At 64.3% G+C, this 24,245-nt stretch carries 24 protein-coding genes and 1 pseudogene; 9 read left to right on the top strand and 16 right to left on the bottom strand.

Annotated elements, in window-relative coordinates; translation table 11 throughout:
* Nucleotides 1-23: 23 nt before the first annotated feature.
* Together VVT58_RS09335 and VVT58_RS09330 are read left to right on the top strand one after the other, a co-directional pair.
* Complete coding sequence (locus VVT58_RS09335) at nucleotides 24-623, top strand: DUF4136 domain-containing protein (protein ID WP_327752673.1); 600 nt, start codon at nucleotides 24-26, stop codon at nucleotides 621-623.
* Nucleotides 620-1,750, top strand: coding sequence for a M14-type cytosolic carboxypeptidase (locus tag VVT58_RS09330; RefSeq protein WP_327752674.1), 1,131 nt, complete (start codon nucleotides 620-622; stop codon nucleotides 1,748-1,750). The genes VVT58_RS09335 and VVT58_RS09330 overlap by 4 nt, the downstream gene beginning before the upstream one ends.
* A 42-nt stretch (nucleotides 1,751-1,792) precedes the next feature.
* Here VVT58_RS09330 and VVT58_RS09325 read toward each other — a convergent pair whose 3' ends face one another.
* The 10 genes from VVT58_RS09325 to VVT58_RS09280 form a co-directional block, all read right to left on the bottom strand.
* The gene (locus tag VVT58_RS09325) at nucleotides 1,793-2,410 is read right to left on the bottom strand and encodes a MarC family protein (protein WP_327752675.1); all 618 of its coding nucleotides are present in this window, start codon (nucleotides 2,408-2,410) and stop codon (nucleotides 1,793-1,795) included.
* Nucleotides 2,407-3,066, bottom strand: coding sequence for a DUF4440 domain-containing protein (locus tag VVT58_RS09320; protein WP_327752676.1), 660 nt, complete (start codon nucleotides 3,064-3,066; stop codon nucleotides 2,407-2,409). Before VVT58_RS09320 ends, VVT58_RS09325 begins: the two co-directional genes overlap by 4 nt.
* Nucleotides 3,063-3,956, bottom strand: coding sequence for a bifunctional methylenetetrahydrofolate dehydrogenase/methenyltetrahydrofolate cyclohydrolase FolD (folD, locus tag VVT58_RS09315; RefSeq protein WP_327752677.1), 894 nt, complete (start codon nucleotides 3,954-3,956; stop codon nucleotides 3,063-3,065). The genes VVT58_RS09320 and folD overlap by 4 nt, the downstream gene beginning before the upstream one ends.
* Complete coding sequence (locus VVT58_RS09310; protein ID WP_327752678.1) at nucleotides 3,953-4,282, bottom strand: DUF167 family protein; 330 nt, start codon at nucleotides 4,280-4,282, stop codon at nucleotides 3,953-3,955. Before VVT58_RS09310 ends, folD begins: the two co-directional genes overlap by 4 nt.
* The gene (locus tag VVT58_RS09305) at nucleotides 4,279-4,569 is read right to left on the bottom strand and encodes a YggT family protein (protein ID WP_007688568.1); all 291 of its coding nucleotides are present in this window, start codon (nucleotides 4,567-4,569) and stop codon (nucleotides 4,279-4,281) included. Before VVT58_RS09305 ends, VVT58_RS09310 begins: the two co-directional genes overlap by 4 nt.
* Nucleotides 4,570-4,847: 278 nt before the next feature.
* On the bottom strand, nucleotides 4,848-5,765 hold the full coding sequence (argB, locus tag VVT58_RS09300; RefSeq protein WP_066555223.1) for an acetylglutamate kinase: 918 nt from the start codon (nucleotides 5,763-5,765) through the stop codon (nucleotides 4,848-4,850).
* Nucleotides 5,766-5,790: 25 nt separating this feature from the next.
* Nucleotides 5,791-6,462, bottom strand: a complete 672-nt coding sequence (locus VVT58_RS09295; protein WP_327752679.1) for a queuosine precursor transporter — start codon at nucleotides 6,460-6,462, stop codon at nucleotides 5,791-5,793.
* A 106-nt stretch (nucleotides 6,463-6,568) separates the two neighbouring features.
* Entirely contained in the window at nucleotides 6,569-7,288 is a 720-nt protein-coding gene (locus VVT58_RS09290) for a dienelactone hydrolase family protein (RefSeq protein WP_327752680.1), read from the bottom strand.
* A 166-nt stretch (nucleotides 7,289-7,454) separates the two neighbouring features.
* Nucleotides 7,455-8,471 carry a 50S ribosomal protein L11 methyltransferase gene (locus tag VVT58_RS09285; protein WP_327752681.1) on the bottom strand — a complete coding sequence of 339 codons (1,017 nt, stop codon included), beginning with the start codon at nucleotides 8,469-8,471 and terminating at the stop codon, nucleotides 7,455-7,457.
* Nucleotides 8,472-8,698: 227 nt separating this feature from the next.
* On the bottom strand, nucleotides 8,699-10,030 hold the full coding sequence (locus VVT58_RS09280; protein WP_327752682.1) for a methyl-accepting chemotaxis protein: 1,332 nt from the start codon (nucleotides 10,028-10,030) through the stop codon (nucleotides 8,699-8,701).
* Nucleotides 10,031-10,377: 347 nt separating this feature from the next.
* On the opposite strand from VVT58_RS09280, the gene sdhC reads away from it, so the two are divergent.
* Genes sdhC through sdhA form a run of 3 tightly spaced genes read left to right on the top strand, consistent with a single transcriptional unit; the run spans nucleotide 10,378 to nucleotide 12,901 of the window.
* Nucleotides 10,378-10,710: a succinate dehydrogenase, cytochrome b556 subunit gene (gene sdhC, locus VVT58_RS09275; protein WP_405053692.1), complete on the top strand. Its 333-nt coding sequence runs from the start codon at nucleotides 10,378-10,380 to the stop codon at nucleotides 10,708-10,710.
* Nucleotides 10,710-11,099: a succinate dehydrogenase, hydrophobic membrane anchor protein gene (gene sdhD, locus VVT58_RS09270; RefSeq protein WP_327752684.1), complete on the top strand. Its 390-nt coding sequence runs from the start codon at nucleotides 10,710-10,712 to the stop codon at nucleotides 11,097-11,099. Before sdhC ends, sdhD begins: the two co-directional genes overlap by 1 nt.
* The gene (gene sdhA / locus VVT58_RS09265; protein ID WP_327752685.1) at nucleotides 11,099-12,901 is read left to right on the top strand and encodes a succinate dehydrogenase flavoprotein subunit; all 1,803 of its coding nucleotides are present in this window, start codon (nucleotides 11,099-11,101) and stop codon (nucleotides 12,899-12,901) included. The genes sdhD and sdhA overlap by 1 nt, the downstream gene beginning before the upstream one ends.
* A 785-nt stretch (nucleotides 12,902-13,686) precedes the next feature.
* On the opposite strand, the gene VVT58_RS09260 is transcribed toward sdhA, so the two are convergent.
* Nucleotides 13,687-15,975 carry an EAL domain-containing protein gene (locus tag VVT58_RS09260; protein ID WP_327752686.1) on the bottom strand — a complete coding sequence of 763 codons (2,289 nt, stop codon included), beginning with the start codon at nucleotides 15,973-15,975 and terminating at the stop codon, nucleotides 13,687-13,689.
* Between the two features lie 149 nt (nucleotides 15,976-16,124).
* Complete coding sequence (locus tag VVT58_RS09255) at nucleotides 16,125-17,885, bottom strand: fatty acyl-AMP ligase (protein ID WP_327752782.1); 1,761 nt, start codon at nucleotides 17,883-17,885, stop codon at nucleotides 16,125-16,127.
* Nucleotides 17,886-18,046: 161 nt separating this feature from the next.
* On the opposite strand from VVT58_RS09255, the gene VVT58_RS09250 reads away from it, so the two are divergent.
* The 4 genes and pseudogenes from VVT58_RS09250 to VVT58_RS09235 all read left to right on the top strand — a co-directional run.
* Nucleotides 18,047-18,571, top strand: a complete 525-nt coding sequence (locus VVT58_RS09250) for a RecX family transcriptional regulator (RefSeq protein WP_327752687.1) — start codon at nucleotides 18,047-18,049, stop codon at nucleotides 18,569-18,571.
* Nucleotides 18,572-18,649: 78 nt separating this feature from the next.
* Nucleotides 18,650-19,153, top strand: a complete 504-nt coding sequence (locus VVT58_RS09245; protein WP_327752688.1) for a DUF192 domain-containing protein — start codon at nucleotides 18,650-18,652, stop codon at nucleotides 19,151-19,153.
* 49 nt (nucleotides 19,154-19,202) lie between these two features.
* Entirely contained in the window at nucleotides 19,203-19,601 is a 399-nt protein-coding gene (locus VVT58_RS09240; protein WP_066555256.1) for an NADH:ubiquinone oxidoreductase subunit NDUFA12, read from the top strand.
* Nucleotides 19,598-19,999: pseudogene (locus tag VVT58_RS09235) on the top strand (DUF2155 domain-containing protein); the annotation flags it as partial. The gene VVT58_RS09240 and the pseudogene VVT58_RS09235, both read left to right, overlap by 4 nt.
* Before the next feature lie 35 nt (nucleotides 20,000-20,034).
* Here the strand turns inward: VVT58_RS09235 and aat are convergent.
* The 4 genes from aat to VVT58_RS09215 form a co-directional block, all read right to left on the bottom strand.
* On the bottom strand, nucleotides 20,035-20,799 hold the full coding sequence (gene aat, locus VVT58_RS09230) for a leucyl/phenylalanyl-tRNA--protein transferase (protein ID WP_066555257.1): 765 nt from the start codon (nucleotides 20,797-20,799) through the stop codon (nucleotides 20,035-20,037).
* 181 nt (nucleotides 20,800-20,980) lie between these two features.
* Entirely contained in the window at nucleotides 20,981-21,730 is a 750-nt protein-coding gene (locus VVT58_RS09225) for a ParA family protein (RefSeq protein ID WP_327752689.1), read from the bottom strand.
* Nucleotides 21,731-21,874: 144 nt separating this feature from the next.
* The gene (locus VVT58_RS09220) at nucleotides 21,875-22,600 is read right to left on the bottom strand and encodes a cupin domain-containing protein (protein ID WP_327752690.1); all 726 of its coding nucleotides are present in this window, start codon (nucleotides 22,598-22,600) and stop codon (nucleotides 21,875-21,877) included.
* 204 nt (nucleotides 22,601-22,804) lie between these two features.
* Nucleotides 22,805-24,175 carry a class II 3-deoxy-7-phosphoheptulonate synthase gene (locus tag VVT58_RS09215; protein WP_327752691.1) on the bottom strand — a complete coding sequence of 457 codons (1,371 nt, stop codon included), beginning with the start codon at nucleotides 24,173-24,175 and terminating at the stop codon, nucleotides 22,805-22,807.
* Nucleotides 24,176-24,245 lie beyond the last annotated feature (70 nt).

Raw genomic sequence — 24,245 nt, 5'->3', positions numbered from 1 at the left:
TGATATCCTTCGGAGTTCAAGCCATGTTGAAAAAGATCGCCTTTCCCTCCCTGTTGGCCCTTTCCCTGAGCGCGTGCGCCACGGCCATTCCGGCGGTGGAGGTGACGCGATTCCATATCGACAATCCGGCGCGCAGCGGGACGGTCGCCATCGAGGAAATGGCGGGCAATCCCGATGTCGGCCTTGAATTCCGCACCTATGCCGCCGCCGTGGACCAGGAATTGCAGCGGGTGGGCTTCACCCCCGCCAGGGAAGGGGCGAAGAGCGATTATGTCGCGCTGGTGGGCTTCCGCCGAACCTTCCGCGAACCCAGCAGCTATGGCGCCAATGGCAAGCCGGTGAGCGTCGGCGTGGGTGGAGCCGTGGGCAGCGGCGGCTATTCGGGGCTTGGCCTGGGCATCGGCATCAATCTGTCGGGCAAGCCCAAGGGGCAGGTGATCACGGAATTGCAGGTGCAGCTTCGCCGCCGGGCCGATTCGACCACCATCTGGGAAGGCCGCGCGCAGACCGAGGCGCGTGAAGGAACGCCCGCCTCTCAACCCGGTCTGGCGGCGCAGAAGCTCGCGGCGGCGCTTATCGGGGGCTATCCCGGAGAATCGGGCCGGACTATAACCGTCAAATGAGCATCTCCATCACCAGCGCTTTCGACAGCGGCAATATTCGCGTTATTTCCCTTGATGATAGCCCGGCCGGCGTTCGCGCCGAGTTGGAGATCGTCAAGGACCGGCAGAGCGACTTCTACCAATGGTTCCACTTCCGCGTGGCGGGCGTGGCCGGGCGGGAAGTCGAGCTGGCGATCACCAATTGCGGCGCGTCGGCCTATCCCGATGGCTGGCCCGGCTACAAGGCGCGGTTCAGCGAGGATCGGGAGAACTGGCTGCTGGTGGACACCAGCTATGCCGATGGGACGCTGACGATTCGCCTGTCGCCGGATGTCAATGCGGCCTGGCTCGCCTATTTCGCGCCCTATTCGATGGAGCGGCACCATGATCTGGTCGCCTGGGCGGCGTCCCAGCCGGGGGTGGAGCATCGGGAACTGGGGCTGACGCTCGACAAGCAGCCGCTCGACCTGCTGGTGGTGGGCGAGGGGCCGAAAAAGGTTTGGCTCTATGCCCGGCAGCATCCGGGCGAGAGTATGGCCGAATGGTGGATGGAAGGCGCGCTGGAGCGGCTCTGTGATGAGGAGGATGCCGTGGCGCGGCTGCTGCGGAAAAAGGCGACCTTCTACATCGTGCCGAACATGAACCCCGATGGCAGCCGTCGTGGGCATTTGCGGACCAATGCGGCGGGGATCAACCTCAACCGCGAATGGCATGAGCCATCGATGGAGAAGAGTCCCGAGGTTTTCCTCGTGCGGGGGGCGATGGACGAGGTTGGGGTGGACTTTGCCATGGACGTGCATGGCGATGAGGCGATCGCGGCCGTGTTCCTGGCCGGGTTCGAGGGGATTCCCTCGATCACCGAGCGACAGTTGACCCTATATCGCCGTTACCGCGATACGCTCGCTGCCCGGACGCCTGATTTCCAGACGAAGAAGGGCTATCCTTCCGCGCCGGAGGGCAAGGCGAACCTGTCCATGTCCACCAATCAGTTGGCCGAGCGCTTCGGCGCGGTGGCGATGACGCTGGAAATGCCGTTCAAGGATAATGACGACCTGCCCGATGCGGACTTCGGCTGGTCGCCCGCGCGGTCGATCCAGCTCGCCAAGGATTGTCTGGGTGTGCTGGCGGAGATGATCGGAGAGATCTGACCCGACAGGATTTTTCCAGGACGGAAATGAGGCAAACTTCCCCTAAAAACTCGCCTTCAGCCCGTCGATCACGAACTGCGCGGCCAGCGCCGCCAGCAATACGCCGAGCAGCCGGGTGATCACTGCCTCGATCTTGGCGCCCAGCAGCGCCATGATCGGCCCGGCCGCAAGCAGCGATCCCAGCATCAGCATTAGCGTCACGACCACCGCGCCGATCACGACCAGCCGCTCGCTGATCCCCTCCGCGCGCGACATCAGCAGCATGACCGTGGCGATCGATCCCGGCCCCGCGATCATCGGCATCGCCATAGGAAAGACCGACACATCCTCGACTTCCGGTGTTTCCGCGATCTTCTGCGCCCGGTCCTCGCGCCGCTGGGTGCGCTTTTCAAATACCATGTCCATGGCGATAATGAACAGCATGATCCCGCCCGCGATGCGGAAGCTGTCCAGCTCGATCCCCAGCACGCCGAGCAACTGCTTGCCCCAGAGCGCGAACAGCAGGAGGATCGCCGCCGCGATGCCCACGGCGCGGATCGCCATGCTGCGCCGCTGGGCCATGGTCGCGCCAGTGGTGAGGCTGGCATAGATCGGCGCGCAGCCCGGTGGATCGATCACCACGAACAGCGTGACGAAGGCGGAGATGAACAACTCCGTCATCTGCCCGCCGCCACCTTGTCGTCGATCACGGTTTCATAATCCGCGCCGTTCCACATGCGCACGGTCACGCGGCGGCTGCCGTCCGTCGCGACGTCGGCGCTCCAGGTCAGGCTGTCGTCGCCGGACATCGGCGGCGTCTCGCCCTTGTCCGGCTTGCCGCCTGGCGGCGAACCCTCCCCGTCGCGGTTCCGTTTGCAGGTGGCGACCTTGCCGGTCAGGAATTCCGGCGCTTCACGGGCAACGGCGAGCGTGTCGCCATGGTCCATGATCCACTTCCATTCGCCCTTCTTGTCGCGCCGCCAGATGGTGGTGAAATAGCCGACCGACCCGTCCGGCCTTTTCCAGTTGCCGGTGCTGGCCGCCAGATTGCCATCGCAGGACACGATGATGGTAGAGGGTGTCCAGCTCACAGAAGTGGGCGGATCGGCGCGGCCCTTGAGCCACTGCTTCGCCAGCACCCGTTGCGGCGTGAACATCACCGCCTCGTCCGCCGCCGTCTCGCGGAAGGCGGTCCATTGCCCCTTCTGCTGCGCCAGCCGGTTGAAGGCGAGTTCGGCGGCGAAGACGGAGCTGGGATCAGGCTGATAACGCATCGGCGGGCGCGCACCCGCCAAGGCCAGAAAGGTCAGGGCAAGAAACGCACAGCGCGCCTTCACACCCCCTCCGGCTTCGCCAGACCTGCCCGCGCATGGGCCGCCACCAGCGTATTGCGCAGCAGCACCGCGATGGTCATCGGCCCGACGCCGCCGGGAACCGGGGTGATGGCGCGGACATGGGCAAGCGCCTCGGCAGTGGCGACGTCGCCGACGATCCGGCTCTTGCCATCCTCCGTATCGGTGACGCGGTTGATGCCGACGTCGATCACGGTCGCGCCGGGCTTGATCCACTCGCCCTTGACCATCTCGGCCCGGCCCACCGCCGCCACCACGATGTCGGCGCGATGCACGACCGAGGCCAGATCCCGGGTCCGGCTGTGCGCGATGGTGACGGTGCAATTTTCCGCCAACAGCAATTGCGCCATCGGCTTGCCCACGATGTTCGAGCGCCCCACGACCACCGCTTCCAGACCCGACAGATCGCCCAGTTCATCCTTCAGCAGCATGATGCAGCCCAGCGGCGTGCAGGGCACCAGCGCCTCCTGTCCCGTCGCCAGCCGACCCGAATTGACGACATGGAAGCCGTCCACATCCTTGGCCGGATCGACCGTCCCGATCACCGAGGCTTCGTTGATATGGGCTGGCAGCGGCAACTGGACCAGAATGCCGTCCACCCGCTCGTCCGCATTCAGTTCCTCGACCAGATCGAGCAGTTCCTCTTCACCGATGGAGGCGGGGAGCTTGAACTCCATGCTCTCCATGCCGACGGCGACAGTCATCTTGCCCTTGTTGCGGACATAGACCGAACTCGCCGGGTCCTCGCCCACCAGCACCACCGCCAGTCCCGGCTTTCGCCCGGCTTTCGCGATAAAGGCCGCCACCCCGTCCGCGACCTTGCCGCGGAGCGTCTCTGCGAACGCCTTGCCGTCGATGATCTTGCCGATGGTCATGATGCTTCAACCTGTTCCTTGATGATGGCGGAAAGTCTTGCGAACGACAACAGCTCACCGCCCCCCTTGATCCGCAGCCGCTTTAGCCGGTTGGTGTCACCCGATTCCAGCGAAATCGCGCTGCGCGGCCAATCCAGCCGCTTCGCCAGCAGAGCGATCAGCGCCGCATTGGCCTTGCCCTTTTCCGGCACGGCGCGAACGCGGGCACCCAGCCACTGCACGCCCTTTTCATCCGTCCAGACGCCGCCGATCTCCTCCCGCGCAGCGCCCGGCGTCAACCGGACGGCAAGCAGCAGATCGCCGCCGTCCCGGCTCCAGACCGTCACACCAGCCCGAACAGCGGCGGCAATATGGCCTGGCGTATGATGAGAATGCCCAACAACACGACCATGGGTGACAGGTCGAGCGCTCCCAGATCGGGCAGCACCCGGCGGATCGGATTGTATATCGGCGCCGTCATCCGATCCAGCGCGACCATCACAGTGCGCACGAAGTCATTGGAAAGATTGACGACATTGAAGGCGATCAGCCAGCTCATAATGGCCTGAATGATGATGATCCACCACAGCACATCGAGCAGGATGACGATGATCTGATAGAGGGCGTAGGCCATGCGATCTCCGAATTGATGGGAATTCGCTCTAGCCGACGGGATGCCCGCGCCACAAGCGCCGAACCGGATTATTCCACCAAATGCAGGGCTTGTTCGGCCAAGAGCATGGATTTCACCAAGCCGCCATTATACCGCCATGCCATGGACTTTCGCGACGCCACCCTGGATGACGCCCCGGACTGGTGGTCGAGAATACGCAAAAGCTTGGCCCCGATGGCCGAACCCAGCCGGAGCAGCGCTGTCATTGGGCTGATCCGGCGGTGCTGATCAAAAGCCGATTACCGGCGCACTAAAGTACCCGCACCACGATCGGTGAAGATTTCCAGCAGCATCGCATGCGGCACCCGCCCGTCCAGAATGACAGCGGCGTCCACCCCGCCCTCGACTGCGCGCACGCAGGTTTCCAGCTTCGGGATCATGCCCCCGCTGATCGTGCCGTCGGCCTCCAGTCCTTCGATTGCCTTGGGATCGAGATCGGTCAGCAACTGCCCTTGCTTGTCCAGCACCCCGGCCACATCGGTCAGCAGGAAGAAGCGCGACGCGCCCAGTTCCGCCGCGATGGCGCCCGCCATGGTGTCGGCATTGACATTGTAAGTATGACCGTCCGCACCGATGCCCACGGGCGCAACCACGGGGATGATGCCGTCCCGCGACAGCGTGTCGAGGATGCTGCGGTCGACCTTCACCGGATCACCGACGAAGCCCAGGTCGACATTGCGCTCTATGCCCGAATTGGGGTCCGCTTCGCGCTTGCCCAACACCTTTTCGCAGAGGACCAGGCCGCCATCCTTGCCCGAAATGCCGACCGCCCGGCCGCCGGCGCCGGCAATCCAGCCGACGATTTCCTTGTTGATTGATCCGGCCAGCACCATTTCGGCAATCTGCGCGGTTTCCTTGTCAGTGACGCGCAGCCCGCCGACGAACTGCGATTCGACGCCCAGCTTCTTGAGCATCGCGCCGATCTGGGGTCCGCCGCCATGAACGACGACGACATTGATGCCGACCGCCTTCATCAGCACGACGTCTTCGGCAAAATCGCGCGCCGCCTCGGGATCGCCCATGGCATGACCGCCATATTTGACGACGAAGGTCTTGCCCGCATATCGCTGCATATAGGGCAGCGCCTCGACGAGGGTTTCGGCCTTGGCGAGGAGCGCCGGATCGGGGGCGTGCTTGCTGTTCATGCGCGGGCGCATAGGGCCAATGGCGCGCTACCGCAAGTTAGCGATCCAATCGCCGTCCCAAAGCGACCAATCCATAGATGACCGGCGGCACCAGAATGGCCGATAGCGTGACCTTCGCCAGCATCTGGCCCAGCAACAGCTCCCCGATCGGAAAGACGCCGTAAAAGGCGATGGAAACGAAGAGAAGCGTGTCCGCGATCTGGGAGAGGATGCTCGCCACCGCCGCGCGCAGCCAGAGCAGGCGGCCGCCCTCCCGTCCCTTGAGCGCGGCGAACAGGGTCACGTTCAGAGTCTGCGAAATGCCATAGGCGATGATCCCGCCCAGCCAGATGCGCGGCGTGCCGCCCATCATCAGCGCAAAGGCGTCGCGCCGGGCCGGGTCCATGTCGCCCGCCGCCGGAACGGACAGCACGACGATCGAGAGCAATATGGAAGCGATCAGCGGCAGGAACCCCACCTGCACCAGCCGGTTCGCGACCGCCCGGCCATGCAGTTCCGCAACGGCACTGGAAATCGTCACCAGCAGCAGGAAAGCGAAGATTCCCGCCTCTACCGCCAGTGGTCCAAGACCGAACCACGGCCCGATGGCGGAAAGCGGCCCCAGCGTGACCTGCTTGTTCCCCAGCACGCCCGCAATGCAGACCATGCCGCCATAGAAGATCGAAAAGACGAAAAGCGAACGCGCAATCGGCGTGGGAGGGGAAGCCATTGCAGGCACTTACCGGCATTTCATCGGAGTTGGAAGGGATAGGAGGAGCTAACCGATTTTGGCTATTTGCGGAAATGATGTCCGCTCTCCACCCTTAGCTACTGGTTCATCCAAAGAGATCGCCCAGGAAATCGGCCATCGAGCGGAAGCTGCGGCGGTCGGCGTCCGGTTGATAGGCCAGACTCCTTTCCGGCATTTTTGCGTCATGGTCGGTAAAAGCGTGGCCGGTGTGCCCATAGGCGTGAATCTGCCAGTCGCAGCCCGCTTCGGTCAGTTCTTTCGCCAGAGCGATGGTGGCTTCCGGCGGTGCGATCGGGTCGTCCCAGCCGTGGCAGATCAGCAGCTTCGCCGTGATTTTCGCATTGGGGAAGGGTGGCGCTTCATAGACGCCGTGGAAGCTGACGCCGCCCGCTATGTCCGCGCCGGAGCGGGCGAGGTCCAGCACGCATCTGCCGCCAAAGCAGAAGCCGATCGCGGCGGTGCGGGTTTCGTCGGCTTCGTCGAGGGACTTCAGCAGGGCATGGGCGGCGTTGACGCGATCGCGCAGCAGAGCGCGGTCGGCGTTCAGTTCGGCCATGTAGCGGCCCATGTCGGGATCGGCGCGGGTGGTGCGCTTGCCCTGGCCGAAGACATCCGCGACGAGGACGGTATATCCGAGCGCCGCGACCTTTTCGGCATAGGTGAAATCGGCTTCCTTGGTGCCCAGGACATTGGGGAAGAGCAGGATGCCGGGGCGCGGGGCGCTCGCTCTGTCATCGACCACCACCATGCTCTCGAACTGGCCGCCGGAACCTTCATGCACGGTGACGCGGCGGGCGATGGTCATGGGGGTGGTTCCTTGTTCTGGGGATGGGTCAGGACGTGACATTAGGATGTCGTGACGGATCGGCAAAGGGGGAGGGTTTTGGCCAAAGGTGGACATTGATAATATCGTCATCCCAGCGCAAGCTGGGATGACGGAAAAGAATGGCCACTTTCCCCCCTCCCAAATGTCAAAGGCTACCAAATCCCGGCGCTTCGCCACGGGCGTTGCCGTCGATGCGGGTCGGGCGTTTCCAGCCGATCCGGGGGCGTTTGCGCAGGCGCAGCGTCGGCCAGTCGCCCCGGTCGGCGCGTTCGGCAAGGCGCATGCCCTGAGCGCGATAGGCGGAGAGTACCGCATCGGCCTGTTCCTTGAGCAAGCCCGCCAGGACGATAGTGCCGCCTTCCTCCACCAGCGCGCAGAGCGATGGGGCGAGTTCGATCAGCGGGCCGGCCAGGATATTGGCGATCAGCAGGTCATAGGGCGCGCGCGTGGCGATGGCCGGGTGATCCACCCCCGCTGCCGTATAAAGAGCGAGCTGTCCCTGGCCCCTGCCGGTCGCGATGCCGTTGGCGGCGGCGTTTGCCGCGCTGATCTCTACGGCGACCGGATCGATATCCGATGCCGTGGCATAAGCCCGTGGCCAAAGGTGCAGCGCGGCGAAGGCGAGCAGGCCGGTGCCGGTGCCGACGTCCGCGACATTGCCGAACCGCATGCCGACGCGGCGCATCCGGTCGAGCATGATCAGGCAACCCGCCGTGGTTTCATGCTGGCCGGTGCCGAAGGCGCGGCTGGCTTCGATCAGGAAATTGACATGGCCTGACGCTTCCGGGTCGCCGGGAAGGTTGCGGACGTGGAAGCGGCCTGCGGTGACGGGTTCCAGGCCTTGCTGGCTCAATGTCACCCAATCTTCGTCGGGGAGCTGTTCGACCTGCGGCTTGGTGCCGGCGGCGCTGGGGACCAGGGATCGGAGCAGCTTGATCGCGGCGGGGCTGGGCTGGCCTTCGAAATAGGCGTCGAGGCGCCATTTGTCTTCATTGTCCGGTTCCGCCTCGCTGGTCATCAGCACGGGCGGGCGATCCATCAGGGCGAAGGCGGCGATGTCGCCGTCCAGCGCCTCGGCTTCGGCGCGGGTGCAGGGGAAGGTGACTTTCCAGCTTTGCGCCTTAGGCTCGCTGGGCGCGGAAGGGGTGGCAACGTCGTTCATGCCGCCGCCTTTAGACCTTTGGAGGAAAGAGGGGAAGCGGGCGCGTTGGTGGGTGATTGTAAGCGTTGGGCGGAGAGTGGACGGTCTGCGTCGCGCTGCTTTCCGTGCTCCTGCGAAGGCAGGAGCCCAGTTCCTGCGGTGCGATGATCCACAAGCGGCGGAACTGGGTTCCTGCCTTCGCAGGAACACGGATGCGCTCAATGGCCGCAAATGGCCCCAACCGGCCGTCAGGCTACTTGGCGGCCAAAGTCGGAAGAGGCGGCGCGCAGGCTGGAGAGCTTGCCTTCCACGCTCATGAAGCCGCGTTCGAGCTGGTCGATTTCCGACGCGACCACTTCGGTATCCTGGCGGATCGCGCTGATGGTCGAGGACATGGAGTCTGCTGCCAGCGCGGTTTCGTCCACCGCTGCGGTGATCATCGTGACCGTCTGGGCCTGCGCGTCCATGGCGTGGCGAATGCGTTCGGCGCTGGCCTGAACCTCGCCCACAGTGTTGCGGATGCGTTCGTTGGTTTCGACCGACTGACGGGTCGATGCCTGGATGTCAGCGATCTTGCCCGCGATCTCGTCCGTGGCCCGGGCGGTCTGGTTGGCGAGGCTCTTCACCTCCTGCGCGACCACCGCAAAGCCGCGTCCGGCATCGCCGGCCCGGGCCGCCTCGATCGTGGCGTTGAGCGCGAGCAAATTGGTCTGGCCCGCAATGTCGCGGATCAGGCCCAGAATCGATTCGATCGATTTCGCATGGTCGGACAGGGTCGTGGACATGGCGACGGCATCGCCCGACTGGCGGGCGGCGCGCTGGGCGACGTCGGCGGCGCTCTCAACCTCGGTCCGGGCATCCTCGATGGCGCGGATCAGCCCCGCCGAGGTGCGGGCGGCTTCGCGCATGGCCAGGGCGGATTGTTCGGCGGCGGCGGCGACTTCCGACGCCTTGCCCAGCATGCCCCGCGTGGCGGCGGAGGCGTCCTTTGCCTGTTCGCGCAGCGATTCGCCCAGTTGCGAGGCGCCGTCTATCTCCCCCACGATCCGTTGTTCGAACATCGTGCCGAAACGCTGGCGCTCGTTGCGCTGGGCTTCGGCTTCGTCGCCGGCGATGACGTTCGCCATCAGTCCGGCATCGACCATGCTGACCTGCATCATGATATGGACCAGCCGGCGGCGTTCCGTCTCCTCTTCCGTGCGCTGCCAGATAAGGTCGATCAGCTTTTCGTTGGCAGCGGCCACGGGCATCAGCACCGCGCGCAAAGGAGCGCCTTGCTTGCGGGCGTGACGTACGCAGGCAATCGAGGAAATCGCCCATTCGCCCGCTTCATAATAGCCGAGCTTCTGGCGCACATATTCATGCGCCTCCGTCTCTATCTTGGCGAGCGTGGCCGGGCTGAGCTTCGCTTTGAGGTTCGTCTGCTCGACATAGCTGTCGTAGAAGGTGCGCGCCGCTACCGTCACGTTTTCGCCCACCAGGTCGCGAATCTGGCGCAATCCCTGCGCCAATTCTCCATGCGGATCGACCTCCCTCATCATCGCAAGGATGGTGCTTTTGGGCGTGGCGGCTGAAGTCATGTGCGGCAGAACCCCAAATTAATCTCGTTGTAGCGTCGGGAGATAGCGCCATTTGGTTAATCACTTCTTAGGGCCGACCGACATTCGGCGCCAAAGGCTTGTTAACGGCGATTACGAGCGCTTCGGGCGACGAAAAACCCGTATTTCCGGCTTGTGATCATCGGAATGCGGAGTGGCTCGGATCGCGATCGACTGGTCGCTGGGTCAGGGCGGCTTGCCCTCTTGGCGGTTCGCTCCTAAGGGGACGGGACTCGAGGGACAAACATCAGGGACGTAGGGAAGATATGGCGCGAACCACGAGCCGGCCGCTCTCGCCGCATTTGACGATCTGGAAATGGGGGCCAGCCATGGCCGTCTCCATCATGCACCGCGTGACCGGCAACGGTCTGGCGACGGCGGGGGCATTGGGTCTGGTCTGGTGGCTGATGGCCGCCGCATCCGGACCGGAAGCCTATGCGATCTTCGTGAAGTGCGCGACTTCGCCCATCGGCTATCTGGTGATGGCGGGATTGAGCTGGTTCTTCTTCCAGCATCTCTGCTCCGGCTTGCGCCATTTCGTGCTCGACATGGGCGCGGGCTATGAGCTGAAGAACAACAAGAGCTGGTCGCTGCTGACCTTCGTCCTGTCGACGCTCGCCACCCTGGCCTTCTGGGCCGCGATCTGCACGGGGAAATTCTGATGGGTACGGGAACCGGAATCGGCCGCGTTCGCGGTCTTGGCTCGGCCAGGCACGGCGCGCATCACTGGCTGGCGCAGCGCTATACCGCCATCGGCAACCTGCTGCTGGTGCTGTGGCTATTGTTCAGCCTGATCGCCCTGCCGGGCCTGGATTATCAGAGTGTCGTGGGCTGGATCGCCCATCCGCTGGTCGCCGTGCCGCTGATGCTGATGATCGTCAGCATCTTCATGCACCTGCGCCTGGGCATGCAGGTGATGCTGGAGGATTATGTCCATGACAAGGGTCTGGCCTTCTTCTCCATGCTGGTGCTGAACTTCTATGCCTTTGGCGGCGCGGCCGCGGGCGTCTTCGCGATCGCCAAGATCGCCTTCACGGGGATCGTCAAATAATGAGCGAAGCCTACAAGATCATCGACCACACCTACGACACGGTCGTCGTGGGTGCTGGCGGCTCCGGCCTGCGCGCCACCATGGGCAGCGCCGAGGCGGGCCTCAAGACCGCCTGCATCACCAAGCTGTTCCCGACCCGCAGCCATACCGTGGCGGCGCAGGGCGGCATCGCGGCGAGCCTTGGCAATAATTCGCCCGACCACTGGACCTGGCACATGTACGACACCGTCAAGGGGTCGGACTGGCTGGGCGATCAGGACGCGATCGAATATATGGTGCGCGAAGCGCCTGCGGCCGTGATCGAGCTGGAACATGCCGGCGTGCCGTTCAGCCGCAACGACAATGGGACGATCTACCAGCGTCCGTTCGGCGGCCACATGCAGAATATGGGCGCTGGCCCGCCGGTGCAGCGCACCTGCGCGGCAGCCGATCGTACCGGCCACGCCATGCTGCACGCGCTCTACCAGCAGTCGCTGAAATATGACGCGGACTTCTACATCGAATATTTCGCCATCGACCTCATCATGGAAAATGGTGAGTGCCGGGGCGTGATCGCCATCTGCATGGAAGATGGCTCGATCCACCGCTTCCGCAGCAAGGCGGTCGTGCTGGCGACCGGCGGCTACGGCCGTGCCTATTTCTCCGCCACTTCGGCGCATAGCTGCACCGGCGACGGCGGCGGTATGGTGCTGCGCGCGGGCCTGCCGCTCCAGGATCTGGAGTTCGTGCAGTTCCACCCGACCGGCATCTACGGCGCGGGCGTGCTGATCACCGAGGGCGCACGCGGTGAGGGCGGTTATCTCACCAACTCCGAAGGCGAGCGCTTCATGGAGCGCTATGCCCCCTCGGCGAAGGATCTGGCGTCGCGTGACGTCGTGTCGCGCTCGATGGCGATGGAAATGCGCGAAGGGCGCGGCGTGGGTCCGAACAAGGATCACATCTTCCTGCACCTCGATCATATCGATCCCAAGGTGCTTGCGGAGCGTCTGCCGGGCATCACCGAAAGCGGCAAGATTTTCGCGGGCGTCGACCTGACCCGCCAGCCGCTGCCCGTGACGCCGACCGTCCACTACAATATGGGCGGCATCCCCTGTAACTATCATGGGCAGGTGGTGACCAAGGTCGGTGACGATCCCGAAGTCGTGGTGCCGGGCCTCTATGCGGTCGGTGAAGCGGCCTGCGTGTCGGTCCATGGCGCCAACCGTCTGGGTTCCAATTCGCTGATCGACCTTGTCGTGTTCGGTCGTGCTACGGGTCTGCACCTCAAGGAAACGATCAAGCCGAACGGTTCGCATCGTCCTTTGCCGAGCGACGCCGCCGATCTGGCGCTGTCGCGTTTGGATCATTACCGCAACGCCAAGGGCGGCTCGCCCACGGCGAAGATCCGTCTCGAAATGCAGCATACCATGCAGAGGCATGCCGCCGTGTTCCGCGACAGCGCGCTGCTGGCCGAAGGCGTCACCAAGATGGCTGAGGTCAATCAGAGCATGCAGGATGTCGGCGTGTCCGATCGCTCGCTGATCTGGAACACCGACCTCATTGAGACGCTGGAACTGGACAACCTCATGTCCCAGGCAGTCTGCACCATGGTGAGCGCGGAAAACCGCAAGGAAAGCCGCGGCGCCCATGCGCATGAGGATTTCCCGAACCGCGACGACGGCGAATGGATGAAGCACACCGTAAGCTGGTTCGAGGGCTGGGGCGGCAAGGGCGGCAAGGTGACGCTCGATTACCGTCCGGTGCACGATTACACGCTCACGGACGAAGCGGAATATATCAAGCCCAAGGCCCGCGTTTACTGAGACGCGCTGTCAGGCAAGACAAGAAAAGGGCGGACCGTAAGGTTCCGCCCTTTTTCTTTGGAACGGAGGCGGGATCGTCTTCCGCTTGCCGAGCCACAGGCGGAGTTTGTCGTAGCGGGGGTGGTTTAACGCCATGTCCGGAACCGACCATTTCACGCCGAAGTTCACAGTGTACGCGCGCGCGTGCTTGCGCGCGCGTATGCGTGGTGACGCGATGTGCCGAACGTTTCAAAGAGGGATGCGGGATAGACCCGTTGGCGCGAAATAGGACAGGCACAATCCTGCCCCGTCGGCGGAATAGGATGTTTTTTTGGATTCTGTAGCCATTGGGCAACGCATGATCCTTAGCCAGTCCTCCACGGTCAGGATCGGATGATGGGAAGGAGGGTCTGAAAACGATCAAAGGCAGACGTTCATACCAACGTCACCTCGGCCTTGAGCCGGGGTCTCATCTACGACGCGTGGAAAAGAAAGCGGGATGCCGGGTCAAGCCCGGCATGACGAAGGGGCTTTGGCTGCAAGCGACCAAAAGTGGACGTGGGCAATCCGTTCGGGCTGAGCCCTTCGTCTGCCTGCCAAGGCAGGCGCTCAGGATAAACTTGCCTTCGGCAAGTCGAAGCCCTCAGCCGAGCGGAGCGAGGCTCCCATGCTTCGCCTTCGCTCAGCAAGACCCTTCGACAAGCTCAGGGCGAACGGAAACTGAAAGTCCGCCTTTCCACCCCATCACGTCCCTAAGCCAAAGCCTCACCCTTAGCTCACACGCCCACATTTCAACGGTATGAAATCTAAGCCCGGGCGCGCAACTGATCCGCCGGGAAGAGCGCCGCCGCGTCCGACGCCGGCATGGGCCGTCCGAAATAGAAGCCCTGCACCTTGCGGCAGCCAAGGCCGCGGACCATCGCCAGCTCCGCCTCCGTTTCGACGCCTTCCGCCGTGGTCGCCATGCCCAGGCTGTCGGCCAGCGTCACCACGGCGCGGATGATCGCCAGGCTCTCCGCCTTGTTGTTCGACGCCCCCACCACGAAGCTGCGGTCGATCTTGATCGTGTCGAAGCGCGTGCGGCTCAAATAGCCGAGCGAGGAATAGCCCGTTCCGAAATCGTCGAGCGACAGCCTAACTCCCAGCCCCCGCAACTGATCGAGGATCTTGAGCGCCCCCGTATCGGCATTGACGAACACGCTCTCGGTCACTTCCAGTTCCAGCCGCCGTGCATCCAGCCCGCTTTGCGCCAGCGCCGACACCACCGCGCCCACGAAGCTCGGATGCGTCAGTTGCTCCGCCGAGACATTGACGGCGATCCGCGCGGTTTCAGGCCAGCGCGCCGCTTCCTTGCAGGCGGTCCGCAGCACCCATTCGCCAATCGGCCCGATCAACCGCGCCTCTTCCGCAACGGGAATGAACTTGACCGGTGAAATCGGCCCCATTTCCGGATGGGTCCAGCGCACCAGCGCCTCGAACCCGAGGATTCCACCCTCCTGCGCCTCCACCACCGGCTGGAACAGGACGTGCAACTGGTTCTTCTCCAGCGCGTCGCGCAGCGCCAGTTCCAACAGGCGCCGTTCCTCCGCCTGCGCGTGCAGTTGCGGCTCATAGGCGCAATGCATGCCGCCGCCATCGCTCTTCGCGCGATAGAGGGCCAGGTCCGCGCTGCGGATCAGCGCCTCCGATTCGCTGCCGTCTTGCGGCGACACCGCCGAACCGACCGACGCGCCGACATAGAGCGTATGTTCGTCCACCTGATAGGGGGCGGAAAGGCCGCTGATGATCTTGATCGCCAGCTTCTCGATGCCGTGATGTTCCCCCGCCTGCGGGACGACGACGGCAAATTCGTCGCCGCCGATTCGCCCGCAAAATTCCGCGCCGGAACAGATATGCCGCAACCGCCGCGCCACCTGGGTCAACAGCTTGTCACCGATCTGATGGCCGAGCGTGTCGTTCACCGCCTTGAACCGGTCGAGGTCGATCATCAGGAAGGCGCAGCCGGGGCCGCGCCCCGCGCCGCCCGCCATCGCCTTGTCCAGCACATCGCGCAGATGCGTGCGGTTGGGCAGGCCCGTCAGCGGATCGAAACGCGCAAGTTGCGCGATCCGCTCGGCCGATTCCCGCTGCTCGGTAATATCCGATCCGACGCCCCGGAAACCCAGGAACGTCCCTCCCTCATCATAGCGCGGGGATGCCGACAGCTCCCACCAGCACACCACGCCAGCCAGTTCGACCGGCAGGACGATGTTGCTGAAACTCTCCCGCCGTTTCAGATGATCGGCAAGGTCGTGCAATTCGGTCGGGAACAGGCCGCTTTCCCAAGAGCTGCCCGCCAGCAACTGCACCAGCAGCACGCCCTCCGCCTCCGCCGGCGTGCGGCCCAACATTTCGGCAAGGCGCGGCGACACGCCGTTCAACCGCCGCGCAGCATCGGTCTGCCACAGCCAGTCCGACGCGCCATGTTCATATTCGCGCAGCAGCAGGCTGACGACCTCGCTCTTTTCCTCCAGTTGCACGCTGGCGCTGTGCTGACGGGCAAAGGTCCGCGCATAGAGGAAACAGCCGACCAGCAGCGACAGCGCATAGCTGGTGGCGAGCGCCAGCAGCGGCGCCTGATCCCGTCCGCCGAACATGGCAAACAGTCCGACGATGCAGGGCAGCAGGAAGCCGGTCGCCGCCAGCGGGGTCGGGGCATAGCTGATCGCGCCGCAGACCATGACGCAACTGATCAGCGTCCAGTGCGCCACCAACTGGCCCGCGCCATGCCCCGATGACAGCGACATCATGCACGCCGCCCAGACCAGCCCATGGAGCAGGCCGGTAAAGCCGTGAACCCTGAGATCGGTCGCGCTCACCCCGCCGGCGGTCCGCCTGCGTCCCAGAAAGGCGCCGACGCCCATGGAAAGAATCAGCGCAACGCTCCACAGCATCAGGCGGGGGGCCGAACCATGCTGTCCGAAAACCTGCCACAGAAACACGAGGCCGAAGACGTTCATCGCCTGCCGCAGCAGCGCGACATGATCGGCCGAACGCAGTTGCGCGGCCAGCACCCGTTCGGCCGCATCGCCCGGAACGGCGATAAGGCCCATCATCGCCCGAAGCGATATCCGCTCCTGACGAGCCTGTTCAGAGGATGGCCTTTGCCCGCTTTTCACCCTGCCGGTTTAACAGCAAGCGGTTATCAATCCGTAACGCTGGGGCGAAAAAAGCGCAGCGACCGGCAGGCGCCGCGCGAAGGGGATCAGGCGGCGATGTCGTAGGGCCGGATTTCGCCGGTCAGATAGAGGTTGCGCGCCTTCGACCGGCTGAGCTTGCCCGAGCTGGTGCGCGGCAAGGTGCGCGGCGGCACCAGTTCGACCACGCAGTTCATGCCGGTGATCGCCCGCACCCGCTCGCGAATCTGGTCACGCAGCCGCGTGCGCTCGTCATTGTCGGAGGTGCGGCAATGCACCAGCACGGCGGGCGCTTCCTCGCCGCCCGGCGTGGTGATGGCGAAGGCGGCGATGTCGCCCTGCTTGAAGCCGGGAAGCTGTTCCACCGCCCATTCGATGTCTTGCGGCCAGTGATTCTTGCCGTTGATGATGATCATGTCCTTGGCGCGGCCGACGATGTAGAGATAGCCGTCGCTCAAATAGCCCATGTCGCCGGTGTCGAGCCAGCCGTCGACCATGCAGGCGTCGGTCGCCTCCTGATCGCGGAAATAGCCGACCATCAGGCTCGGCCCGGTGGTCCACACCTTGCCGATCTGGCGCTCGTTCAGCTTGGCGCCATCCTCGTCGCGGATTTCCACGATCATGTCGCGCGCGGGCTTGCCGCAGTTGACGATGGAGCGGAAGCGCTGCGGGCGCCCCTCGGTCGCGTCGCCGCCCGACAGGTCGGTTTCCTCGACCAGCTCGACGATGATGCCCTCGCCCGGCGGCATGATGGTGACGGCCAGCGTCGCTTCGGCCAGGCCATAGCTCGGCAGGAACGCCTTGGGGCTGAACCCGGCATCGCCAAAGGCATCGACGAAGCTCTGCATCACGTCCGGGCGGATCATGTCGGCGCCATTGCCGGCCAGCCGCCAGCGCGACAGGTCGAAACGATCCTGCGCCTTGGTTTGGCTCGACATGCGGCGGGCGCAGATGTCATAGCCGAAGGTCGGCGAATAGCTGATCGACGTGCCCTCATTGCGGCTGATCAGGTCCAGCCACGCCAGCGGACGGCGGGCGAAATCCTCTGTCTTCATATAATCCGTCGACACCTGATTGGCGACGACCGACAGGAAGCAGCCGACCAGGCCCATGTCATGATACCAGGGCAGCCAGCTGATGCAGCGGTCGCTGTCCTGCACTTCCATGCCATGGCTGTGCGCGGCAAGGTTGCTCAGCAGCGCATGATGCGTCACCGCCACGCCATGGGGGAAGCGGGTCGAACCGCTGGAATATTGCAGATAGGCGATTTCTTGCGGCTGCGCCTGCGGCAAGTCGCAGGGCGCGGCATCGCGGGCGATGAAATCCTCGAAAGCGATGCTCTCGACATTCATCTGACGGCCGGACTCGCCCGCCATCTCCTCCAGTTCCTTGGGAAAGAGGAACAGCATCGGATCGCAGCTCGATAGCTGGACATTGAGCTGGTCGATATAGCTTTCCTTGCCGCCGAAGCTGGTCGGCAGCGGCAACGGAACCGGCCATCCGCCTGCATAGACGATGCCGAAGAAAAGCTGGGCGAAATCCGCACCCGTTTCCGCCACCAGCGCCACGCGATCTTCCGGCTTCACCCCATGGGCGATCAGCCGGTGGGCGCAGCGAAGCGCGTCCGCGCGCAGTTCGCTGAACGGATAGGGCCGCGCCAGATTCCCCCGCGCATCGTGGAAGTTCAGGCCACGCCGTCCGGTCGCAGCATAGTCCAGCGCTTCGCCCAGCGTTTCGAAGTCCGAAAAACGGCGGGGCAGATCGTCGGTGGTCGGCGTAGGTGCCATCATGCTTTGCGAACCCGTCATATTGGTGTCACCCAATGTCATGTTTGTCATATTCCGGCGCGCCGCTAACAGCTTTCGCGTGACTTTGCACCGGATAGTTGCATTCCAGTCTGGGCTTCTACTCCCAAAGGGGCGGTAAAATTCCGGCCCCACTGTGGCATAATCAAGGCGCCAAAGGCATAAGCACCACATGAAACGTTGCCATGGCCGATAAACGTCTCCCTTCTCCCCTCGACGAAGGAGCCCTGCGCGAGTTGGCGCTGCGCTATGTCGGGCGTTTCGCGACCAGCCGGGCCAAGCTGCTCGCTTATTTGGGCCGGAAAATCCAGGAACGCGGCTGGGGAGGGGAAGACCCCGCCAACCCGCAGGCGCTGGTCGATCGCCTTACGGAACTGCGCTATGTCGACGACGCCAGTTATGCGGTGATGAAAAGCGCCTCGCTTGCCCGCCGCGGCTATGGTGCGCGCCGCGTTGCCGAAACCCTGCGCGCCGACGGCATAGCGCAATCCGATCGCGAGGAAGCCGACACTCAGACCCAGAACGAAGGCTGGACCGCCGCCGACCGCTTCGCCCGCCGCAAGCGCATCGGCCCCTATGCGCAGGCTCGCCCGGACCCGAAACAACGCGAAAAATGGATCGCCGCCTTCCTGCGCGCCGGTCACAGCTATGCCACGGCCCGCCGCTGGACCGACGCCGCGCCTGGGGAAGTGCCGGAAGCGGACATATAGCCCTTTGCCGTTCCCGCGCAGGCAGGAACGGCGATGGAGGAATCGACCGTTCCCGGCGAATAGGCTAACTCCATCCCCATGAAGCGCTTCCCTCTCCTCATCTTCGCCTTCCTCGCGGCCTGTTCCCAGAGCGCCCCCAAAACGGAAAACGCCGCCACTCAACAAACCGCTCTCCTTCCCCTCACCATCCACACCGCCAAAACCACCCACCGCTTCACCGTCGAAGTCGCCCTCACCGGAAAGCAGCAGGAACAGGGTCTGATGTTCCGCAAGTCGCTGGACGCCGATTCCGGCATGCTCTTTCCCATGTCGCCGCCGCGCACAGCGAGCTTCTGGATGAAGAACACGCTGATCCCGCTCGACATGCTCTTCATCCATACCGACGGCAGCATCGCTTTCCTTAAGGCCAATGCCGCGCCCTATTCCCGCGAGCCGGTTTCGGCGGGCATCCCCGTTGCCGCCGTCCTTGAACTGCGCGGCGGCCGCGCGGCCGAACTTGGGATCAAGGAAGGCGATCGCGTCAACTGGGGCGATTGCGACCGGCCGTCCCCGTCAAACCCCCTCAATTTCTGCCCTCGCTGACCAGAACGACCTTGCCAAGCGCCAGCCCCAACGGCTAAGCGCTTCGCCCATGGGAATCCTTGGCAAGATCTTCACCTGGTGGGATGGCGCGACCATCGGCACTTCGCTCTACACCTCCCGCAAGGGCACCAAGGTGGGCGAGGATCATCAGGGCAATGTCTATTATGAAGGCGGCACCGACCCCAATGGCCTGACCCGCCGCTGGGTCATCTATAACGGCCCCAATGACGCGAGCCGCGTGCCTGCCGAATGGCACGGCTGGCTGCATCATACGATCGAGGGCGCGCCGGAAAGCTTCCTGCCGCCGCCGCGCATCTGGGAAAAGGACTTCACCCCCAACGCCACCGGCACCGCTCAGGCCTACCGCCCCTCGGGCGCGCTGGAAAAGGGCGGCCAGCGCCAGAAGGCGACCGGCGACTATGAGGCGTGGAGCCCCGACGCATCATGACGCGGCGCCCGGTGGGACGCTTCCTGCCGATTCTCGGTTGCACGCTGATCCTCGCAAGCTGCGGCGGCGACGACATGCCTACGGAGAACCGGACCGGCCCCGTCCGCATCGAAGGGCAGAAGATCCGCGACGGCGACGAGTCGGCCCTGTCCGGCACGCCGATGAACGAGCGGGTCGCCGTGATCGGCCTGCTCAACAAGCGCAACGGCATCACCACCGATCTGAAGATGAAGCCCGGCGAAGCGCTGCGCGTGGGCGACGCCATCGTCCGGCTGCAAGCCTGCGAAACCACCGCGCCCTGGGAAAATGTTCAGGAAACCGGGGCTTTCGTGCAGCTAGACGTGCGCAGCACCGCCGACAATAAATGGCGCCGCAATTTTTCCGGCTGGCTGTTCAAGGAACGGCCGGACCGCAATGTGGTCCAGCACCCGATCTATGACGTCTGGGTGAGAAGCTGCACGATGGCCTGGCCCGAAACCGGCCCCGACACGGTGAAGCTGGGCGACAAGGGCGAGGTATCGGACGGTGGACCGGCCAAGGCGTCCCCGGCGAGCGGCGAAAATGCCAGTTCCGCCCAGACGCCGGAGCCGCCCGCCAGCACGGCCCGTCCAGCCCCCAGCGCCACGCCGTCGAGCGCCCCCGCCAACGATTGAAGATAATCCCGCTGGCTGATTTCGATCGCGCCCAATGAGCGTAGATGATCGGTCATGAACTGGCAGTCGAGCAGGGTGAAGCCACCGAAGCGCATCCGCGCCGTCAGCCAGGCAAGCGCGACCTTCGACGCATCGGTCCGCCGCGACACCATGCTTTCCCCGAAAAAAGCCTGCCCCAGCGCGACGCCATAAAGCCCGCCGACCAGTTCCTCGTCCTCCCACACTTCGACGCTGTGGGCGAAACCGATCTCGTGCAAATGGCGATAGGCGCGCTCGATCGGATGGTTGATCCAGGTCGAGGGCCGATCCGGCGCGGCTTGCGCGCAGAGCTGAACGATCCCGGCGAAGTCGCGATTGGCGGTCACCCGAAACCGTTCCTGCCGGATCGTCTTGGCCAGCGAATGGGAGATGTGGAAACCATCGAGCGGCATGATCGCTCGCCGCTTCGGCTCGATCCAGTAAACCTCGTCCGCCTCGCGATCGTCGGACATCGGAAACACGCCGATCGCGTAAGCCTGCAACAGCACCAGCGGGTCAATCGTCATCAAGCAAAGACTTAACGCGGGACGCGGCGACGCGCCAGAGCGTTTTCCAAGCAGACAGACACGGCAGTTCGGCGAAGCCAATCATCTGCTGACTTGGAAAACGCGGCAAAACAAAGGTCTAGAGCAGCCGGTCCGATGCAATCGGGTCGGATTCTGCTCCAATAGGACTCGCCCGCACCCTTTAGCGTCGCTGTATCTGCCGCTCGATCGTCGTCCACAGCCCGGCAAAGGCTTGGGCGGACGGGGATGAAGCCGCGAAGGCGCCCAGCGGCTTGCGGCGAACCGCCATCTGCTCGACCGTGCTGGCCATGGGTATGGCGGGCCAGCCGGGTTGGGATTCCAGCGCCGCGCGGTGCAGGGCGCGGCGGCGGTCGACCATGGAATAGACCGGCATGATCGGCGGGTGGCTGCCGCCGCGCTGGACCAGATAGCGGGCGACTTCCCCCATGGCGCGCTGGGCGAGGGGGGAAGGGATGACCGGGATGACGATCATGTCGGCGGCGCGCAGCACCTGTTCGCTGGTTTCGGTGAGGCCGGGCGGGCAATCGAGGATGATGCGGTCATAATCGCGCCCCAGCGTGTCGATCAGCTTGGCGAGGCGTTTCTTCTTGTCCATCTCGCGGAACAGATGGTCGAGGTTGCGCAGCGAGGTATCGGCGGCGATCAGGTCCAGGCCCGGCACGGTCGAGGGCTGGATCAGCTTGCCGACCTCCACATCCTTGCTGAAGATCGCCTGCGCGGCGTCGCGGCTTTCGCTGTCGGTGGAGATCAGCCAGCTCGCCGCCGCCTGCGGGTCGAGATCCCAGAGCAATGTTCGCCGTTTCGAGATGCTTGCGGATGCCCAGGCGAGGTTGATCGCGAAGGTGGTCTTACCCACGCCCCCCTTGAGGCTGTAAACGGCGATGGTCGCCAATTGCGGTTCCTTTGCCATGCGCGGAAGCTATCTTGCTGCACCGCCAAAGCAAGGGCTGAATCATGGCAATGTTACGGCATCGTGACAGTTGGTGCCGATGACGGGTTCGGGCAACGTCGGTCATCCCCGCGAGAGCGGGCATGACGGCGAAGAATGGGGAGTTCAGGCGGGACGGTAGATGGCGTAGACTTTCTTCACATGTTCGCGGCTTTCCCAACTGCAATGCGCGCCTTGTTCGACCAGGAAGATGTCGCCCTTGCGGAAAGTGCCTTCCCGCCCTTCGCCGTCGACGAAGGTGACGCTGCCGTCGAGCAGGTGCATCAGCTCATAATGGCAATAGGGCATGGAAAGGCGATGATAGGGCGTCGAATCCCAGGTGCCGCAGACGAATTCCGTGTCGGCCGAGCGATAGTCGGTGAAGTTGCGGCAGTCGGGCGTCGGGCCGGCCAGCAGTTCGGCCAGCGGTGGGTTGGACGGTTCGAGCGGGGCGCTTGCGTCGATGGGGATGATGGCGGGGCTGCCGTCCGGGCTGCCGTTGCGGCGCATGGCGATGAGGCGGGCGCCCTCGCGGGAGGACCAGGCAAAAGCCGTGCCCTTGGTGATGACGGCGCTCTGGTTGTCGACAAGTGGGGTGGTGCTGTCGGCCGTTTCGAGGGTGATCGCGCCGTCGAGGAGGATGAGGAATTCGTCGTCGGGCAGGGCTTCGACGCGGCCGCGACCCTGGGGCAGGACGACGAGGCTGATCGAGATCGGGCCTTGGGGGAGATCGAGCGCGGCGCGACTGGCGAGGAAGGGATCGCCATGGGCGTCGGCGGGGATCGTCGCGTCCGCCGCAAAGGCGCGCAGGTCGCGGAAGCTGCGGGTGGCGAGGTCCAGTGCTTGCGTCATTCGGCTTCCCTTATCCTATCGAACAAGGGAAGGGAGTAGGTCGGCAAGCGCGGTATATTTTGCTCAAGGCGCCAGTGCTGGCCGGGGATTCTGCTGTATTTACTCATGATTGAAGCGTTTCCGTACTCCTGCGAAGGCAGGAGTCCAGTCCTAAGGTTCGAACTGGGTTCCTGCCTTCGCAGGAACACGAAAGCGCTTTTTCCCTCACGCCGCGGCGCGGCGTTCCTTCAGTTCCTCGTTCAGCATTTCCGCGAGCAGGAAAGCGAGTTCCAGGCTCTGCGCCGCGTTGAGGCGCGGATCGCAATGGGTGTGGTAACGGTCCGCCAGCCCTTCGTCGGTGATCGCCACGGCGCCGCCGGTGCACTCCGTCACATTCTGGCCGGTCATTTCGGCATGGATGCCGCCGCCGAAGCTGCCCTCGGCGCGGTGGACGGCGAAGAAGCCGCGCACTTCGGCCAGGATGCGGTCGAACGGGCGCGTCTTATAGCCATTGGCCGCCTTGATCACATTGCCGTGCATCGGGTCGCAGGACCAGACCACCGGATGGCCTTCGCGCAGGACGGCGCGGACCAGTTTGGGCAGGCCCGCCTCGATCTTGTCATGACCATAGCGGGTGATCAGCGTGATGCGGCCCGCCTCTCGCGAGGGGTTGAGGATGTCGAGCAGGCGAATGAGCGCGTCCGGCTCCAGGCTGGGGCCGCATTTCATGCCGATCGGATTGCCGATGCCGCGCAGATACTCGACATGCGCCGAACCTTCGAACCGGGTGCGGTCGCCGATCCAGAGCATGTGCGCGGAGGTGTCGTACCAGTCGCCGGTCAGCGAATCTTGCCGGGTCAGCGCCTGCTCATAGGGAAGCAGCAGCGCCTCATGGCTGGTGTAGAAGCTGGTCCCGCCTAGCTGCGGTACGGTTTCGGGCGACAGGCCGCAGGCGCGCATGAAGTCGAGCGCCTGGCCGATCTGGTCCGCCATCGCCTCGAACTTCGTGGCCCAGGGGCTGCGGCCCATGAAATCCAGCATCCAGCCGTGCACCCGGTCCAGGCTGGCATAGCCGCCGGTCGAGAAGGCGCGCACCAGATTCAGCGTCGCCGCCGACTGGTTATAGGCGCGGATCATGCGCTGGGCATCGGGCTCGCGCGATTCCGGCGTGAAGGCGATGTCGTTGACATTGTCGCCGCGATAGCTGGGCAGTTCCACGCCGCCGATCGTCTCGGTATCGGCCGAGCGCGGCTTGGCGAACTGGCCCGCCATGCGGCCGACCTTCACGATCGGCAGCTTGGATGCGAAGGTCAGCACCACCGCCATTTGCAGCAGCACGCGGAAGGTGTCGCGGATATTGTTCGGGTGGAACTCCGCGAAACTCTCGGCGCAGTCGCCGCCTTGCAGCAGGAAAGCCTCGCCGGCCGTGACCTTGGCGAGTTCCGCCTTCAGGCTGCGCGCTTCGCCGGCAAAGACGAGCGGGGGAAACTGGCTGAGCTGTGCCTCCACCGCGCCAAGCGCCTGGGCATCCCGATAGACGGGCATCTGAATGCCCTTATGCTCCCGCCAGCTTTCCGGCGTCCACTTCGCCGCCACTTTGAGTCTCCCAAAGATCATAAAATAGGGGCCGCACCTACGCGCAACCAGTGGCTAACGCAAGTTTATA

This window comes from Sphingobium sp. SJ10-10 (assembly GCF_036038995.2).
Classification (GTDB): Bacteria; Pseudomonadota; Alphaproteobacteria; order Sphingomonadales; family Sphingomonadaceae; genus Sphingobium.
This window is presented reverse-complemented; position numbering and strand designations above follow the sequence as displayed.